Annotated in this window: 16 protein-coding genes; 13 read left to right on the top strand and 3 right to left on the bottom strand. The window is 73.9% G+C overall.

The window, feature by feature from the left end; all coding sequences use genetic code 11:
• A partial coding sequence (locus AE652_RS16880) for an aminoglycoside phosphotransferase family protein (protein ID WP_049652222.1) occupies positions 1–968 on the top strand: 968 nt, incomplete at its 5' end.
• 9 nt (positions 969–977) lie between these two features.
• On the top strand, positions 978–1,907 hold the full coding sequence (locus AE652_RS16875) for a LysR family transcriptional regulator (RefSeq protein ID WP_053112088.1): 930 nt from the start codon (positions 978–980) through the stop codon (positions 1,905–1,907).
• Between the two features lie 76 nt (positions 1,908–1,983).
• On the opposite strand, the gene AE652_RS16870 is transcribed toward AE652_RS16875, so the two are convergent.
• The 3 genes from AE652_RS16870 to AE652_RS16860 all read right to left on the bottom strand — a co-directional run bounded on the left by AE652_RS16870 (position 1,984) and on the right by AE652_RS16860 (position 4,808).
• Entirely contained in the window at positions 1,984–3,174 is a 1,191-nt protein-coding gene (locus tag AE652_RS16870; protein ID WP_049652221.1) for an MFS transporter, read from the bottom strand.
• A gap of 165 nt (positions 3,175–3,339) precedes the next feature.
• Positions 3,340–3,597: a ferredoxin gene (locus AE652_RS16865; RefSeq protein WP_074005728.1), complete on the bottom strand. Its 258-nt coding sequence runs from the start codon at positions 3,595–3,597 to the stop codon at positions 3,340–3,342.
• Positions 3,594–4,808: a cytochrome P450 gene (locus AE652_RS16860; RefSeq protein WP_049652220.1), complete on the bottom strand. Its 1,215-nt coding sequence runs from the start codon at positions 4,806–4,808 to the stop codon at positions 3,594–3,596. The genes AE652_RS16865 and AE652_RS16860 overlap by 4 nt, the downstream gene beginning before the upstream one ends.
• Before the next feature lie 635 nt (positions 4,809–5,443).
• Here AE652_RS16860 and AE652_RS16855 point away from each other — a divergent pair.
• From AE652_RS16855 to AE652_RS16805, 11 genes are all read left to right on the top strand, one after another.
• Complete coding sequence (locus AE652_RS16855; RefSeq protein ID WP_049652219.1) at positions 5,444–6,529, top strand: S-(hydroxymethyl)mycothiol dehydrogenase; 1,086 nt, start codon at positions 5,444–5,446, stop codon at positions 6,527–6,529.
• Entirely contained in the window at positions 6,526–7,155 is a 630-nt protein-coding gene (locus AE652_RS16850; RefSeq protein ID WP_049652218.1) for an MBL fold metallo-hydrolase, read from the top strand. Before AE652_RS16855 ends, AE652_RS16850 begins: the two co-directional genes overlap by 4 nt.
• Before the next feature lie 61 nt (positions 7,156–7,216).
• Positions 7,217–7,618, top strand: coding sequence for a pyridoxamine 5'-phosphate oxidase family protein (locus AE652_RS16845; RefSeq protein ID WP_049652217.1), 402 nt, complete (start codon positions 7,217–7,219; stop codon positions 7,616–7,618).
• Positions 7,619–8,442: 824 nt separating this feature from the next.
• On the top strand, positions 8,443–9,474 hold the full coding sequence (locus AE652_RS16840; protein WP_049652216.1) for a TauD/TfdA family dioxygenase: 1,032 nt from the start codon (positions 8,443–8,445) through the stop codon (positions 9,472–9,474).
• The gene (locus AE652_RS16835) at positions 9,471–11,279 is read left to right on the top strand and encodes a non-ribosomal peptide synthetase (RefSeq protein WP_049652215.1); all 1,809 of its coding nucleotides are present in this window, start codon (positions 9,471–9,473) and stop codon (positions 11,277–11,279) included. The genes AE652_RS16840 and AE652_RS16835 overlap by 4 nt, the downstream gene beginning before the upstream one ends.
• The gene (locus AE652_RS16830) at positions 11,276–12,046 is read left to right on the top strand and encodes a thioesterase II family protein (RefSeq protein WP_049652214.1); all 771 of its coding nucleotides are present in this window, start codon (positions 11,276–11,278) and stop codon (positions 12,044–12,046) included. The genes AE652_RS16835 and AE652_RS16830 overlap by 4 nt, the downstream gene beginning before the upstream one ends.
• Entirely contained in the window at positions 12,043–12,543 is a 501-nt protein-coding gene (locus AE652_RS16825; protein ID WP_049652213.1) for a cobalamin B12-binding domain-containing protein, read from the top strand. The genes AE652_RS16830 and AE652_RS16825 overlap by 4 nt, the downstream gene beginning before the upstream one ends.
• Positions 12,540–13,835: a methylaspartate mutase gene (locus AE652_RS16820; RefSeq protein WP_049652212.1), complete on the top strand. Its 1,296-nt coding sequence runs from the start codon at positions 12,540–12,542 to the stop codon at positions 13,833–13,835. The genes AE652_RS16825 and AE652_RS16820 overlap by 4 nt, the downstream gene beginning before the upstream one ends.
• Before the next feature lie 77 nt (positions 13,836–13,912).
• On the top strand, positions 13,913–14,914 hold the full coding sequence (locus AE652_RS16815) for an asparagine synthetase A (RefSeq protein WP_049652211.1): 1,002 nt from the start codon (positions 13,913–13,915) through the stop codon (positions 14,912–14,914).
• Positions 14,911–16,239, top strand: coding sequence for a glutamate synthase-related protein (locus AE652_RS16810; RefSeq protein WP_049652210.1), 1,329 nt, complete (start codon positions 14,911–14,913; stop codon positions 16,237–16,239). Before AE652_RS16815 ends, AE652_RS16810 begins: the two co-directional genes overlap by 4 nt.
• A gap of 88 nt (positions 16,240–16,327) precedes the next feature.
• The gene (locus AE652_RS16805) at positions 16,328–16,528 is read left to right on the top strand and encodes an MbtH family protein (RefSeq protein WP_049652209.1); all 201 of its coding nucleotides are present in this window, start codon (positions 16,328–16,330) and stop codon (positions 16,526–16,528) included.
• Positions 16,529–16,686: the final 158 nt, after the last annotated feature.

Genomic DNA, 16,686 nt, shown 5'->3' with positions numbered 1-16,686 from the left:
CGCTGCTCGGCCCCGCCGAGCGCCGAGCCGCCTGGGCCACGCCCGACGGCCTGCGGGAGGCGCTGGACTGGGCGGAGGCACGGCTTGCCGCCGTCGGCCGTCCGTCGGCCGGGCCCGCGCGGCAGATCCGGACCTGGAACCTCTCCGGCCTGTTCCGCCTCCCCACCGCCACCGGCGCCGACGCCTGGCTGAAGACCACGACGCCCGCGTTCAACGCCCACGAGGGCGAGGTCATCGCGCTGCTCGGCGGCGTGGACCGCGGGCTCGTGCCGACCGTCCTCGCCGCCGACCCCTCCGCCGGCCGGCTGCTGCTCGACCACGTCCCCGGCGAGGACTGCTGGAGCCCCTCCGCCGGGACGGTGGCCGACGTCGTCCCCCGCCTCGTCGCCGCCCAGGCCGCGCTCGCGGACCGCCCGGCCGACCTGGCCGGCCTGCGCGACCGCACCCCGCGCGCCCTGGCGGCCCAGCTGGCGGCCCTGTCGGACCGGTTCGCCGAGGAGACCGACCTCACGCCCGAGGAGCTGGACCGGCTGGCCGCCTTCGCCGCCGACCTGCCCGGGCTGCTGGACCGGCTCGCCGACTGCGGCCTGCCGGAGACGCTGCTGCACGGCGACTTCCACCCCGGCAACTGGCGCTCCGACGGCGCCGGCACGGTGGTCGTCGACTACGCCGACTCCTGCCTCGGCCACCCCGCCCTGGACGGGCTGCGCCCGCGCGCCTACCTCGGCGAGGAGGCCTGGCAGCAGCACGTCCGGGTCTGGACGGAGGCCTGGCAGCGCCACGCCCCCGGCTCCGACCCGCGGCGCGCCCTCGAACTCGCCGAGCCGCTCTACCACCTGTCCTACGCCCTGCGGTACCAGGAGTTCCTGGACCACATCGAGCAGAGCGAACGCCCCTACCACGAGGGCGACCCGGCCGCCGAGCTGCGCGCCCTGCTGGCCTGCGGAGCGGCCGGTCGGCCCGCGTAGACTGCCGAGGTGGAACGACCGACGCCGGCCCCCGGAGCCTCCGGGACTCCCGTCCTGCCCGAGCTGCCGCTGCAGGAGCTGGAGTGCTTCGCCGTCCTCGTCCACCAGTTGCACTTCGGGCGGACGGCGGAGCGCCTCGGCGTCTCGCAGGGGCGGGTCTCCCAGCTGATCAAGCGCCTGGAGAGCAGGGTCGGCGCACCGGTGTTCCAACGGACCAGCCGCCGGGTTGAGTTGACCGGACTGGGGCGGGCGCTGGCCGAGCAGGTGGTGCCCGCCTTCGAGCGGCTCCGGGAGGGCTACGACGCGGCCCGGGCCGCCGCGGCCACCGCGCGGCCGCTGCGGCTGGGCTTCCAGTGCGCGGTGTACGAGCCGGTCGCCCGGGTGCTCGCGCGCCTGCCGGAGGGCACGGTGCAGCTGGTCGAACTGCCGTGGGCGGACCCGTTCTCGCACCTCGCCCGGGGCGGGGTGGACCTGGCGATCGTGCTCGCCCCGTGCCGGGAGCCGGGCCTGGACGTGCTGATGGAGTTCTCCCGCCAGCCGGTGTACCTGGCGGTCTCCGCCGAGCGGCGCCTCGGCGGGGCGGACGGCGCGGACGGGGTGGGCGCGGAGGAGCTGGCCGGGGTGCCGCTGATCGAGCCGCGCGGCCCGGCGCCCGAGTACTGGCGGTGGGCGCAGGCGCCCCGGCGGACGCCGGGCGGGCGGGAGCTGGCCTACCCGGCGGGTGCGGCCACCATCCAGGAGGGCCTGTCGATGGTGGCCGGCACCCGTCAGGGGCTGCTGCTGTGCGAGCGCAGCACGGCGTACGTCCGGCGGCCGGACATCCGCTTCCTGCCGGTGCCCGGGCTGGAGCCGACGGCGCTGGAGGTGGTCCAGCACGAGCGGCGGCCGCACCGGCTGGCGGCCGGGTTCGTCGAGCTGCTGGCCGGGCTCCTCGACTGAGCCCGCGGGGAATCAGACGGCCGGTCGGGCCGCGGGCCGGGTCGGTGATCGGGCCGGGCCGGTGATCGGGCCGCCGTCAGGGCCGCCGGTCGTCGGGCCGGGAGAGCAGGGCGATCAGCAGTCCGACGGCCGCCAGCCCGGCCGCGGTGAGCAGGACGGCGCGGTTCCCGGCCCGGTCGACGACCAGTCCGCCGGCGAAGGAGCCGAGCGCGATGCCCGCGTTGAACACGCCCGCCCAGACCGCCGCCGAGGCCTCGATCCGGGCCGGGTCGGCGGTGCGGACCCAGGCCTGGGTGGAGACCGACACCCCGCCGTACGAGGCGCCCCAGACGACCAGGACGAGCAGGACGGTGACGACGCCGCCGGCGTACGCGAGCAGGGCGGCGGCCAGGGCGACCCCGGCCAGGGCGATGGCGACGGCGGTCTTCGGGCGGCGCCCGGACAGCGGGCCGAGGGTGAAGTTCCCGGCGACGCCCGCGAGTCCGTACACCAGCAGGCAGGCGGCGATCACGCCGGTGCTCAGGCCCGCGTCGGCTTCGAGGACCGGGCGGATGTAGGTGTAGCCGGCGAAGTGTCCGAGCACGACGAACGCGGTGATCGCGATCCCGGCGGCGACGCCCCGGTGGCGCAGGGCGCCGGCCAGTCCGCGGAGCCGTCCGCGCTCGTGCACGGGCAGCGCGGGCAGGGTGGCGGCGAGGACGGCGGCGGAGGCGGCGCCGAGCAGGGCGAGCGCCCAGAACGCGGCGCGCCAGTCGAGCAGCGCGGCCAGGTAGGTGCCCAGCGGGACGCCGAGGACCGAGGCGATGGAGACGCCGGAGAAGATCAGCGTCATGGTGAGCGCGAGGCGCGGGCCGTCGGCGAGGCGCGGGCCGACGCTCGTGGCGAGGCCCCAGACGATGCCCATGGCGGCGCCGAGCAGGACGCGGCCGGCGGCCAGCACCGCGAAGTCCGGCGCCAGCGCGGTGACCGCGTCGGCCAGGCCGAGCAGCAGCATGAAGGCGACCAGGACGGTCCGGCGGTCGCGCGCGCCGACGAGCAGCGGGGCGAAGGGGGAGAGGGCGGCGGCGATCAGGCCGGTGATGGTGAGGGAGAGGCCGGTGACCCCGTCGGTGACCCCGAGGCTGTGGGACATCGGGGTGAGCAGGCCGACCGGCATCATCTCGGAGGACACCACGGTGAAGGTGGCGAGTGCGACGGCGAGGACCGGGGGCCAGCGGTGCGCGGTGGGTGGGGCGGCTGGTGGGGCGACGGCTTCGGCGTTTGTCATAGGGCCAGCCCATCAGCGGGCGGAGGGGCCGAACAAGATCGATAAGCTCATCGACCCATGAGCCCGGCTAATCGGTTGACAGTGCCGGGAAGGCCCGGCGGCTTCGGGAAGCGCGCCGGCGGCGCCCGCCGCGAACGACCGCGGTCGGGCGCCACCGGCGCCGGGTCACTCCGCCGGGGCGATCCGGTAGCCGCCGCGCGCCGAGTGGAGGCTGAGCGCCTCGACCGGGCAGTAGTCCACGGCCTCGCTCAGCCCGTCCGTCAACTCCGCGCCGCCGTCCGCGTACCCGGCCAGCGGCGCGGCCAGTCCGTCGGCGCCGAGGGCCAGCGAGTCGGGGGCGCTGAGGGCGCACATCCCGGAGCCGATGCAGCGGTCCCGGTCGACCCGGACGAGCACCGGATCGGTGTCCGCGCGGCCCGTCACCAGACCACCCGCAGGGAGTTCGGGCTGCGGGTGAGCAGGCCGCGCCGCCAGTCGATCCGCTCGACCGGGTCGGCCAGCCGCAGCGCGGGCAGCCGGCGGGCCAGCCGGTGCAGGGCGAGTTCCAGCTCCATCCGGGCCAGCCAGGCGCCCAGGCAGTGGTGCGGGCCGGCGCCGAAGGTGAGGGTGGGAGCGGCCAGCGGGGAGAACAGCTCGGTGCGCAGGTCCCCGGTGAAGATCTCCGGGTCGTGGTTGGCGGCGGCCGCGTCGGCGGCGACCACGCTGCCGGCCGGGATGACCACGCCGCCGATCTCGACGTCCTCGACGGTGCGGCGCATCAGCCCGGGCAGGTGCTCCTGGGGGTCGCCGAGCGGGACGGCGCGCAGCAGCTGCTCGGTCGCGGCGACGGCGCTGGCCTCGTCGGAGGCGAGCCGCTGCCAGGCCTCGCGGTCGTCCTGGAGCAGGTAGACCAGGGCGTTGCCGAGGCTGGTCATGGTGGTCTCGTGGCCGGCCACGACCAGGCCGATGACCAGCGCGACCAGCTGGCCCTCGGTGATCGAGCCGTCCTCGGCGGCGGCCGCGAGCAGGCCGCTGACCAGGTCCTCGCCGGGGGCGGCCCGGCGCTGGGCGATCACCTCGGAGCCGAAGGCGGCGAACTCGGTCATCGCGGTGGCGATCGCCTCGGCGCTGTAGGCGGTGGCGGAGAGCGCGTGGTCGCTCCAGTGCGCGAGCCGCTTGCTGTCCAGGTTGTCCAGGTTCATCAGCCGGCTGATCACCGCGACCGGCAGCGGGCGGGAGTAGCCCGCGATGATGTCGGCGGGGGAGCCGTGGTCGATCAGCTCGTCGATCAGCGACTCGACGGCCGAGGCCACCCACGGCCGCCAGCGCTCGATCGCGCGCGGGGTGAAGGCCCGCTGCACGGTGCGGCGCAGCCGCTGGTGCTCGGTGCCGTCGATGTTCAGCATGCTCTGGGGATCGTCCAGGATGTTGGGCGTGACCGTGACCGGCGGGGCGTCCGGCGCGTAGAGCGGGGCGCGGCCCAGCCGCGGGTCGGTCAGCACCTGGCGCACGTCGGCGTGCCGGCTGACCAGCCAGACCGGCGTGCCGGTGGGCAGCGCGGCGAGGCGGGGCGGGCCGGGTTCGAGCCGGCGCATGCAGTGCAGCGGGGGGAGCGGGGCGGTGCCGGCGCTGGTCGCACTGTTCTCGGTGGACATCCGTACTCCAGACTCCAGGACGGTGGGCCGCGGGGCGCGACCCGACGGGGGGTGAATCCGGGGATGGTGCGGGGGACGGGTGATGCGGCCGGCTGGCGGCTCGACACGGGCCGGGGTTCGGTCGGGCTCCTACGGGGGGGGAATTGCGGGGGTCTGGCGCGAAATGTGCGGGGGCGCACGGTCGGTGCGCATCCGGCGCGGCCGGCGCAGGGTCACGCGCCGACGGGTGGGGCGGGTGTGCTGAGCGTGGTCGCTTGGACCGTCTCAGCTACGACCGTACGTGGCTGGCGGGGCGCCCGTCTGCGGCACTTCCAGCCAACGCCGGTGCTTTCCGGGCACTTCGAGGCGCACGGACGGGCGCTCAGTGCCACCTGTGCGCCCCCACCGCCACGGCCGCGCCGGACTGTCGCCGGGCCCCCGGCGGATACCCGGCCGGCACGTGCCACCGGAGAGGTCGTGAGCCGCCTCCACGTGAGCGGACCGGCCCTAGCACACCGTGCCGCGGAGGATCGCCCCGGGCGCTCCGCCGGTGGGCGGCCGGGTGGGCGATACGCTTCGTGGGCAGTTCGTCTTGCAGTCGTTTGTCGCAGGTCAGACCGGTGCAGAGCCGCACCGGCAGACGGAGGTGGAATCGGATGCCCCAGCAGGTCAAGGCAGTCATCGCGCGCGCCAAGGGCGCGCCCGTGGAGGTGGCCACGATCGTGGTGCCGGACCCTGGCCCGGGTGAGGCGGTGGTCCGGATCCAGGCGTGCGGCGTCTGCCACACCGACCTCCACTACCGGGAGGGCGGCATCAACGACGAGTTCCCGTTCCTGCTCGGCCACGAGGCCGCGGGCATCGTGGAGTCGGTCGGCGAGGGCGTCACCGAGGTCGAGCCCGGTGACTTCGTGGTCCTCAACTGGCGCGCGGTGTGCGGCCAGTGTCGCGCGTGCAAGCGGGGCCGCCCGCAGTACTGCTTCAACACCCACAACGCCAAGCAGCGGATGACGCTGCTGGACGGCACCGAGCTGTCCCCGGCGCTGGGCATCGGCGCGTTCGCCGAGAAGACCCTGGTCGCGGCCGGCCAGTGCACCAAGGTGGACCCGGCGGCCGAGCCGGCCGTCGCGGGCCTGCTGGGCTGCGGCGTGATGGCGGGCCTCGGCGCCGCGATCAACACCGGCAACGTCGGCCGGGGCGACTCGGTCGCGGTCATCGGCTGCGGCGGCGTCGGCGGCGCGGCCGTGATGGGCTCCCGGCTGGCGGGCGCGGCGAAGATCATCGCCGTCGACATCGACGACCGCAAGCTGGAGACCGCCCGCAAGCTGGGCGCCACCCACACCGTCAACTCCCGCACCACCGACCCGGTCGAGGCGATCCGCGAGCTGACCGGCGGCAACGGCGCGGACGTGGTGGTCGAGGCGGTCGGCCGCCCGGAGACGTACAAGCAGGCCTTCTACGCCCGCGACCTGGCCGGCACCGTCGTCCTGGTCGGCGTGCCGACCCCGGAGATGACGCTGGAGCTTCCGCTGCTCGACGTCTTCGGCCGCGGCGGCGCGCTGAAGTCCTCCTGGTACGGCGACTGCCTGCCCTCGCGGGACTTCCCGATGCTCGTCGACCTCTACCTCCAGGGCCGCCTGGACCTCGGCGCCTTCGTCACCGAGACCATCGGGCTGGACGCCGTGGAGCAGGCCTTCGAGCGCATGCACCAGGGCGACGTCCTCCGTTCGGTGGTGATCCTGTGACCGCGCGGATCGACTGGCTGGTGACCTCCGGGACCTTCGAACTCGACGGCGGCAGCTGGGAGGTGGAGAACAACGTCTGGATCGTCGGGAACGACGAGGAGGCGGTGGTGATCGACGCCGCGCACGACGCCGAGGCCATCGAGGCCGCGCTCGGCGGCCGCCGGCTGCTGGCGATCGTCTCCACCCACGCGCACAACGACCACATCGACGCGGCCCCGGCCCTCGCCGACCGCACCGGTGCGCCGATCCTGCTGCACCCGGACGACCTGCCGCTGTGGAAGCTCACCCACCCCGAGCGGCTGCCGGACGGCGAACTGGCCGACGGCCAGCGGATCGAGGTGGCGGGCACCGAGCTGACGGTGCTGCACACCCCGGGCCACGCGCCGGGCGCGGTCTGCCTGTACGCGCCCGCGCTAGGCACCGTCTTCACCGGCGACACCCTGTTCCAGGGCGGTCCCGGTGCCACCGGCCGGTCGTTCTCGCACTTCCCGACGATCGTCGACTCGATCCGCGAGCGGCTGCTGACGCTCCCGGCCGAGACCGTGGTGCGCACCGGCCACGGCGACCCGACCACCATCGGCGCCGAGGCCCCGGCCCTGCCGGAGTGGATCGCGCGCGGGCACTGACGCCGCTGCCCGCACGGCCCCCGGGGAACGACCGTTCCCCGGGGGCCGTACGATCGCGGGCATGGCCCACGACCCGCGCGACCTCGACGAATCCTTCCTCGCCTTCTGGCGGGAACGGCACATCTCCACGCTGACCACCACCCGCCCGGACGGCACGCCGCACGTGGTGCCGGTCGGTGTGACGTACCAGCCGGAGACGGGGACCGCCCGGGTGATCACCAGCCGCACCAGCCGCAAGGCCCGCAACGTCGCCGAGGCCGGGCCCGAGGGCCTGCGCGTCGCGGTCTGCCAGGTGGCCGGGGCCCGCTGGTCGACGCTGGAGGGCGTGGCGGTCGTCCGCGAGGAGCCCGAGCAGGTCGCCGAGGCGGAGCGCCGGTACGCCGAGCGCTACCGCGAGCCGCGGGTCAACCCGGACCGGGTGGTCATCGAGATCGCCGTCGACCGCGTCCTCGGGCGGGCCTGAGCGCGCCGGCCGGGAGGGACGGGCCCGGGCCGGCCGCTGTTCCGGAGGACGGATCCGAGTGCGCCTGCTCCGGAGCGGGCCCGAGCGTGTCCGCTCCGGAGGGCGGCCCGGGCACCGCTGTTCCGGAAGCGGAACTCCGGCTTCTGGTACCGGTGTTGCCGCCGTTGCCGGACGGGCGACGGCGGTGTCCCGTCGTCCTCAGCACGGGAAGTGCCCCATACGGTAAGGGAATCGTCACTGTCGGTGACGTGAATGTGACATTAAAGATTCCGAACTTGCCTCTGCTACTTCTTCCACGGCAGCGCATTGGTGTGATCTGATTGGCGGTGCACGGTCAATGCGAGGCGATGGGGGAGTACTGCACCCGCCTCGGCAGCTCGGGGGAACGACACCGGGTGCGCGATTCCGCCGCACCTGAATGTGAGCACTCGGGAGGGGGGAATGGATCGGTGTGCGGGCGTGCCGGACGGCAGCCCGACGTTCTCCGGTCGGAGCTACGGTACCGGTAGTCCGCACGTGCGGCCAGGGGTGGCCTGACGGTCCCGGGTAGCGGCTCGTCGACGCCTTTTCGGGCGTTGCGGAGCCGGCCTCTTGGGCTGCCCATTCACCGCCGCCGGTGGCGGAAACAGCGACACCCCGCCGAACCGTCCTGATGTCGGCCCTTGAACCGGGCCGCGCGAATTCCCTGGCGACCCGGCACGACGACCCCCCGCGGGTCGATGACCGTGTTCTCGGGTCAGAGGTTCTGATCACGATTCAACTTGCCCCGGGGCGACCACGGAACCACGCCGTGGCGCTCCGTCATGAGGAAGGTGCATCGAGTCATGTCTTCTGCAAGCACCGCGCCACAAGAACTGGAATGGACCCTCGAGGAGGGCAAGCCGGCGACCCTGGTCGTCCCTCGATTCGAAGGCGCCGAAGCGGCCTGCGCGTGGCTGAACGCGCTCCTGCCCGACCTCCGTACCGCGCTTCAAAGGTACGGCGCGCTGTACCTGCGCGGCCTCCCGGTCGCCTCCGTCGAGGACTTCGCGCTCGTCCGGGACGTCCTCATCCCGCAGCGGACGCCCTACCGGGAGAAGGCGACGCCGCGCAGCAGCTTCGGCAACGACGTCTACTCGTCCACCGACCTGCCGCCGGCCCAGTCGATCCGGATGCACAACGAGAACAGCTACACCCTGACTTTCCCCGGGCTCCTGATGTTCGCCTGCCTCATCGCCCCCGAGGAAGGCGGGGCGACGCCGGTGGCGGATTGCCGGGAGGTCCTGCGGCACCTGCCCGCCCCCCTGGTCGAGCGCATTCGCTCCCACGGCTGGACCCTGCACCGGAGCTACTCCGAACACATCTCCGTGAGCTGGGAAAAGGCATTCGCGACCGAGCGCCGCGAGGACGTCGAGCAGTACTGCGCGGAGAACCTGATCTCCTGCCGCTGGGACGGCGAGGGAAATCTGAAAACGGTGCAGCGGCGGCCCGGTATCGTCCGGCACCCGGCCACCGATGAGGAGGTCTGGTTCAACCACATGGCCTTCTGGAATTCCTGGTCATTGGACGAGGAACTCCGCGAGACGCTCCTGGACGAATTCGGCGCGGACGGCCTGCCGTTCGAAACCGGCGTGGCCGACGGGAAGCCCCTGACCCGGGACGAGCTCGAGCTCATCAACACCGCCTACGCCGAGGCCACGGTGCGTCAGGCCTGGCAGCCGGGCGACGTCATGCTCGTCGACAACGTGCTCACGGCGCACGGCCGCGACCCGTTCCGGGGCGACCGGAAGATCGTCGTCGCGATGGGCAACCCCGTCGAGCTCGACGACTGCCGGCCCACCGTGGCGGCCTCGGCGGAGACCGGCGGTGCCGCGTGAGCATCACCGAGGAGCCCCTGGCCCCGGCGGCCCGGACCGCACCCGTCGACCCGATGGTCCGCTTCCGGCGGACGGTCGAATCGACCCCGGGCCGGATGGCCGTACGCGGGACCGACCGCACCCTGACCTTCGCCGAACTCGACCAGGACGTAAGGCAGTTGGCCGGGCGACTGGCCGAGCGCGGGCTCGGCCGCGGCGCCCGGGTGGGCGTCAGCATGCACCGCGGCGCGGACCTCGTCGTCGCCCTGCTCGCCGTGTGGCGGATCGGCGCCGCCTACGTGCCGCTGGACCCGGCCTACCCGCGGGAGCGCCTCACCCACATGGTGACGAGCGCCGGCTTGCGGACCGTCCTGGCGGAGCCCGGCAACGGTCCCGCCTGGCCCGCCGGAGTCGACGTCCTCACCCTCGCGGACGCCCTCGCCGCGCCGGCCGCGGACGCGCCGGCGGCACAGGCCTCCCCGGCCGACCCGGCGTACGTGATCTTCACCTCCGGCTCGACCGGGACGCCCAAGGGCGTCGAGGCCACCCGGGGCGGCGTGGCCGCGCTCGCCGCGGACCTCGAGGACGCCGGCTTCTACGCCGACCGGCCGCGCCTGGTGGCCTGGAACGCGAGCATCTCCTTCGACGCCTCCGTCCAGCAGTGGGCCCGGATCTGCCGGGGCGACAGCATCGTGGTGATCGGCGAGAACGAGCGCACCGACCCGGCCGTGCTGCGAGCCCTGCTCGACGAGCACGCCGTCGACGACCTGGACCTGACGCCCTCGCACTGGGAGGTGCTGCGCGAGGCCCTCCTCGCCCCCACCGCCGACGGCCGCGTGCTGCGGCTGTTCATGGGCGGCGAGCCGGTGCCGGCCGAGGTCTGGCGGGAGCTGGGCGAGGCCCGCGCCGCCGGGACGGTCGAGGCGATCAACCTGTACGGCCCCACCGAGTGCACGGTGGACGCCACCGCGGGCTGGATCACCGGCGAGGGCCCGCACATCGGCCTCCCGCTGCCCGGGTTCACCGCCCACGTGCTCGACGAGCACCTGCGTGCCGCGCCCGTCGGCGAGCCGGGCGAGCTCTACCTGGCCGGGCCCTCCGTGACCACCGGCTACGTCGGCCGGCCCGCGCTGACCGCGCAGCGGTTCGTCGCCGATCCGACCGGCACCGGCCGCCGGATGTACCGCACCGGCGACCGGGTGCGGCTGCGCCCGGACGGCGCCATCGACTACCTCGGCCGGGTCGACCGGCAGATCAAGATCCGCGGCTACCGGGTGGAACTGGGCGAGATCGAGGCCGCGCTCGCCGCGCACCCGGGGGTCAGGACCGCCGCCGTCGTCCTGCACGGCACCGCGACCGCCGGCGACCAGCTGGTCGGGTACGTCGTCCCGGAGGGCGGGAGCGCCCCGCACACCCGGGAGCTCCAGGAGCACCTGGGCGGCCTGCTGCCGTCGTTCATGGTCCCGTCGGCCTTCGTCACGCTGGAGGCCATGCCGCTGAGCGTGAACGGCAAGGTGGACCACCGGGCCCTGCCCGCCGTGGACGAGGCCCTGTGGGCCGACGGCGGCCAGGAGGCCGGGGACGAGCCGCAGGGCGAGTTCGAGACCCTGATCGCCGGCGTGTGGTCCGAGGTGCTCGGCCGGCCGCGGATCAGTCCCACCGACAACTTCTTCTCGCTGGGCGGCCACTCGCTCATCGCGCTGCGCGTCATCGGCCGGCTGAAGAAGCAGTTCGGCATCACCGTGTCCACGAAGGAGGTCTACCAGCACCCCGAACTGCGCGGGCTGGCGGCCTTCGTGGAGTCCCGTCGGACGGAGGGCAAGTGAACACCGCACAGGACACCACCGTCATCAGCATCCGGCGCCCGGAGGGAGCCGCGCTGACGCTGATCTGCCTGGGCTTCTGCGGCGGCGGGACGGCCTCCTACCACCTGTGGGCCGACGCCGTTCCGGCCGACATCGCCCTGTCGGCGATCTGCTACCCGGGCCGGGAGGGCAGGTTCCTGGAGGACTTCGCCACCGACTGGGAGGAGCTGGCCCAGGACGCCACCGCGGCCGTGCTCTCCGCCGTCGACGGCCCGTACGTGCTCTTCGGGCACAGCATGGGCGGCTGGATGGCCTTCGACGTCGCCGCGCGGATCGAGAGCGCCGGCGGGCCGCTGCCGCTGAACCTGGTCGTCTCCTCGGCCAACGCGCCCGCCCGCGGGCTGACGCCCCGCGACATGTTCCCGTCCCAGCAGGACGACGACGACGGCCTGCTGCTCTGGATGAAGACCCACGGCCTGATGCCGGCGCACGTCCTGGAGGACCCCGAACTCCAGGAGATGGCCGTCGAGTTGATGCGCGCCGACATCCGGGTCCGGGACACCTTCCGGTACACCGAGGGCGCCACCGTCAGCATGCCGGTGCAGATGCTCTCGGGCGCCGACGACGACGTCATCGAGGCCGACGCGGGCGAGCAGTGGCGCGCGCTGGCCCTGGGCGAGTACCGCCACGACGTCCTTCCCGGCGGGCACTTCTACACCCCGGAGGTCTGGAAGACGCTGCCCTCCAGGATCGCCGCCCTCGACCCGAGCGAGAGGAGCCGGCGGTGAGCACCGACGCCACCCTCGACGTGATCGTCAGCGGCACCGAGTCGGACTCCCACACCTGGAACCTCGTCTTCCTCCAGCTCCAACTGGAGGACTGGGGACACCGGGTGCGCAACCTCGGCCCGTGCCTGCCGGGCGCGGAACTGGCGGCGGAGTGCCGGCGCGACGCCCCCGACCTCATCGTGCTCAGCAGCGTCAACGGCCACGGCGAGAGCGACGGGCTGTCCGCCGTCGCGGAGCTGCGCGCCGTCCCGGAGCTCGCCGACACGCCGATCGTCATCGGCGGGAAGCTCGGCACCGGCCGGCAGCTGCAGGCCGGGGCGGGCGGCGGGGGCGGCGAGTCCATGACGCGCCGGCTGCTGGACGCCGGGTTCTCCGCGGTCTTCCACGAGTCGGCCGGACTGCCGGAGTTCGAGCGGTACGTCTCCGCCCTCGGCGCCGTGAAGGCGGGGCGGACCGGCCGCGTCCTGGAGGAGCTCCGCGCCGCCCCCACGCCATGAACGACGCGCCGGTCAACGCGTTCGCCGACTTCGTCCGACGGTCGCACGCCCGGGGCAACCTGGTGGTGCAGCCGCGGATGGGCTTCGGCGACCCGCTGGCCATGCGGGAGGGGCTGGTCGCCGTCAAGGCGGCCAACGCCACCACGGTCGGCACGATCACCCTCGACAGCTACACCCGGCTCGGCAAGCTCGCCGACGCCCGGCGGGCCGTCGACGGCGGCGGCGACCTCAACGGGTACCCGATCAGGACCCACCCCCCGGCGACCAACCGGGGGGTGCTGGAGGGCGTGCGCGAGCGCGACTTCCCGGTCCAGGTGCGGCACGGCTCGGCCAGCCCCTACGGCATCATCGCCGCCTCGCTGGAAGCGGGGCTCGACACCACCGAAGGCGGCCCGGTCTCCTACTGCCTGCCGTACGGCCGCCTGCCGCTGCGCGAGGCGGTGCGGAACTGGGAACGGTCCTGCGAGCTGATGGTCCGGGCCCGCGACGGCGAGGTCGAACCGCACGTCGAGACCTTCGGCGGCTGCATGCTCGGCCAGCTCTGCCCGCCCAGCCTGCTGGTGGCGATCAGCGTCCTGGAAGGCGTGTTCTTCCGCCAGCACGGACTGCGCAGCATCTCGCTGAGCTACGCGCAGCAGACCAACGCCGAGCAGGACCGGGAGGCGGTGCTGGCCCTGCGCCGGCTCGCCGACGCGCTGCTGCCGGACGTCGACCGCCACATCGTGATCTACAACTACATGGGGGTCTACCCCGGCACCCGCTCGGGCGCCCTGCTGCTGCTGGAGCAGGCCGCCGAGCTGGCGGTCCGCACCGGGGCGGAGCGGCTCATCGTCAAGACGGCGGCCGAGGCGCACCGCATCCCCACCGTCCGGGAGAACGTCGAGGCCCTGGAGATCGCGGCGCTCGCCGCGCAGAACGCGGGCGGATCGGCGCCGGCCGACACCGGGGCGGGCAGCGAGGTCCTGGACGAGGCGACCGCGCTCGTGGACACCGTCCTCGGCCTGAACACGGACGTGGGCGCCGCCCTGGTGGAGGCGTTCGCCCGGGGACTGCTGGACGTCCCGTACTGCCTGCACCCGGACAACGCCGGGCGGGCCAGGAGCTACATCGAGTCCGACGGGCGGCTGCGCTGGTCGCACACCGGCGCCCTGCCCGTCCGGCCGTCCGGGCGATCCGCCGGCGACCGCTCGATGAGCGCCTCGGACCTGCTCCGGGCCCTGTCCCACGTGGCGCGGTCGTTCGACGAGCGCGCCGCCACCACGCTGGACCGGCTCCCCGGGATCCCCGGCTGAACCCCCTGCCACAACCGCAGAACCAGAGACCGCAGAACCAGAGACCGCAGGACCAGAGAACCGAAGGAAGAGACCCCTTGACCAGCGAGTTCGAGTCTGCACGGCCCGGTGCACTGCCGGACCACCTCAAGAACCCCGCGACCCGGTCCGTGCTGCGGATCCAGAACCAGATCGTCCAGGCGGGGCGCGAACTACTCCTCGGCGAGGGGTTCGTGGAGCTGCTGCCGCCGATCATCGGACCGGTGACGGACCCGGGCGGCCGGGGCGCCAAGCAGGTGGACGTCGACTTCTACGGCCACCGCTACAAGCTGATGACCAGCGCGATCCTCTACAAGCAGGCGTCGCTGCTCGCCTTCGACAAGGTGTTCTACGTCGCGCCGAACGTCCGGCTCGAACCCCTGGAGACCGCGAACATCGGCCGCCACCTGGCGGAGTTCCACCAGTTCGACGTGGAGATCGCCGGCGCCACCCAGCAGGACGCGATGGGGGTGGCGCAGTCCATCGTGACCGCGGCGGTCGAGCGCGTGGTGCGGACGCTGGGCGACGACCTGGACGCCCTCGGCCGCGACGCGGACGCCTTCACCCCGCTGCTCACCCGCGACACCCCCTTCGAGCGGATCAGCCACGGCGAGGCGATGGCCGAGCTGGCACGGCTGGGCCACGAGCAGAACCACGACGCGGAGATCGACTGGCAGGGCGAGGGCCTGCTCTCGCACAAGTCCGACGCGCCGTTCTTCATCGTCGACTACCCCAAGGGCTCGCGCGGCTTCTACGACCGCGAGGACCCGCAGCGCCCGGAGGTCCTGCGCAACTTCGACCTCATCGCCCCCGAGGGCTTCGGCGAACTGATCAGCGGCAGCGAGCGGGAGTTCGACTACGCGCGGATCATCGCCCGGATGCGGGAGAGCGGCGAGAACCCGGCCAAGTACGAGTGGTACCTGAAGATGGTCCGCGAGGGCATCCCGGGCAGCGCCGGCTTCGGGATCGGCATCGAGCGGCTCACCCGCTACGTCGCCGGGCTGGACGCGGTCTGGCAGGCCACCCCGTTCCCGAAGGTCCCCGGGGTGGTCTCGCCGTGAGTGGGGTGCTGAGCGCCCCGGGGTTCCCGGAGGCCGCGATCCGGTCCCGGGCCAGGGAGGGCGCCGCCCGCGCGTTCCCCTCGACGGACGGCTACGGCCTGACGCTGTTCGGCGCCGGCGGCACGGGCGGCGACGCACGGTCGGTGGCGCCCCGCGGCGGGGACGCGCTGGACGCGATGCGCCTGGTCCCGCCGGTCTTCGTGCCCCAGCGGCTGGAGAAGCTCACCGACCTGGCCCGCGAACCGCTCTACGGCGACGTCGAACTCGCCACCGACATCGGCGGGTTCCGCTCGGCGCTGCCGGTGTACGTGTCGGCCTTCGGCTCCACCCAGGTCGCCTCCTCCGGACTGGGCCTGGCGGCCAGCCGCCAGGCCGGACGCCTGGGCATCCCGCTGGTCATCGGCGAGAACGTGGTGCCGACCAACGGCTTCGCCGGCGCCTCCGGCAGCGGTTCGGCTGACGCCTCCGCCGACACCGGCGACAGCATGCTCGCCCGGCTGCGCGCCTACGAGCAGGAACTCCCGGACGACATGGGCGGGTTGGCGTTCCAGCAGAGCACCGAGGACGCGGACGCCGAGGTGTGGAACCAGATCTACAGCGCCCCGGCCGCGAAGGCGCTGCTGGAGTCCGGCCGCCTGGCCTTCGAACTCAAGGTGGGGCAGGGCGCCAAGCCCGGGCTCGGCGGGATGACGGTGCTGAAGCGCGAGGTGGCGGCGCAGCTGGCGGATCGGTACAGCACCGACGAGAGCGTCTTCGCCGACGGGCAGGGCGAGGACGACCGGGTACTGCGGTCCAGCAGTCCGGGCACGTTCACGGCGGAGATCCTGCGCCAGCAGATCCGGTTCATGCGCAACAACTATCCGCGCGCGCGGATCTGGGTGAAGCTCCCGCCCGGGCGCGACATCCACGAGGCGGCGGTCGTGGCCTGGGCGAGCGGCGCGGACTCGGTGACCGTGGACGGCGCCGAGGGCGGCAGCGGCTGGGCGCCCAGCAGCTTCCTCGACCAGGTGGGCCTGCCGCTGGGCGAGTGCCTGCGCCGGCTGGGGCCGCCGTCCAGGTCGAACTGCCTGCTGGCCTCGGGCCGGATGTGGGAGGGCGCCAGGGCCGCGAAGGCCCTGGCGCTCGGCGCCCGCGCCGTCGGGCTGGGCCGGGCGGCCCTGCTCGCGGCGGACGAGGACCCGCAGGACGGGATCGCCCGGCTGGTCGCCTGTCTCGCCTTCGAACTGCGGCTGCTGATCAGCGCGTTGGGCAAGTACACGCCCGCCGCCCTGGACCCGGAGGACGTCTGGCTCCCGGAAACGGCCGGGCCGTACCTCCACCCGTAGGACACGGGGCGCCGCCCCTTCGCTTGCGTGAACGTCCGATCCGTTTATCCCGCACGTCCCGTGCATCCCGTAGAGAAGGAGAACCGCTGTGACGAACCCGTTCGAGGACGCCGAGGGCCGCTACCTGGTCCTGGTCAACGACCAGAACCAGCACTCCCTGTGGCCGAACGTGCTCGCGGTCCCGGCCGGCTGGACCACGGCCTTCGGCGAGAACGACCGCCAGGCCTGCCTCGAGTACATCGAGCAGCACTGGACCGACCTGGCGCCGCGCCCGACGACGGTCGGCTGACCCGCGGTCCCGGACCCCTTTTCCTCCATTCCGTTCGCACACCCGCGTGCGGCCCCGGCCAGGTGACGAGGCACCTGGCCGGGGCGGCCGGTCACGCGCATCGATCACCGCCGGATAGGCACCAGAGGGAGATTCCCAATGATGTTGTCAAGCCAGGG

The sequence above is a fragment of the Kitasatospora sp. MY 5-36 genome, assembly GCF_001182915.1.
Taxonomy (GTDB): domain Bacteria; phylum Actinomycetota; class Actinomycetes; order Streptomycetales; family Streptomycetaceae; genus Kitasatospora.
The sequence above is the reverse complement of the archived record's forward strand: the minus strand, read 5'-3'. Positions and strand labels throughout refer to the sequence as shown.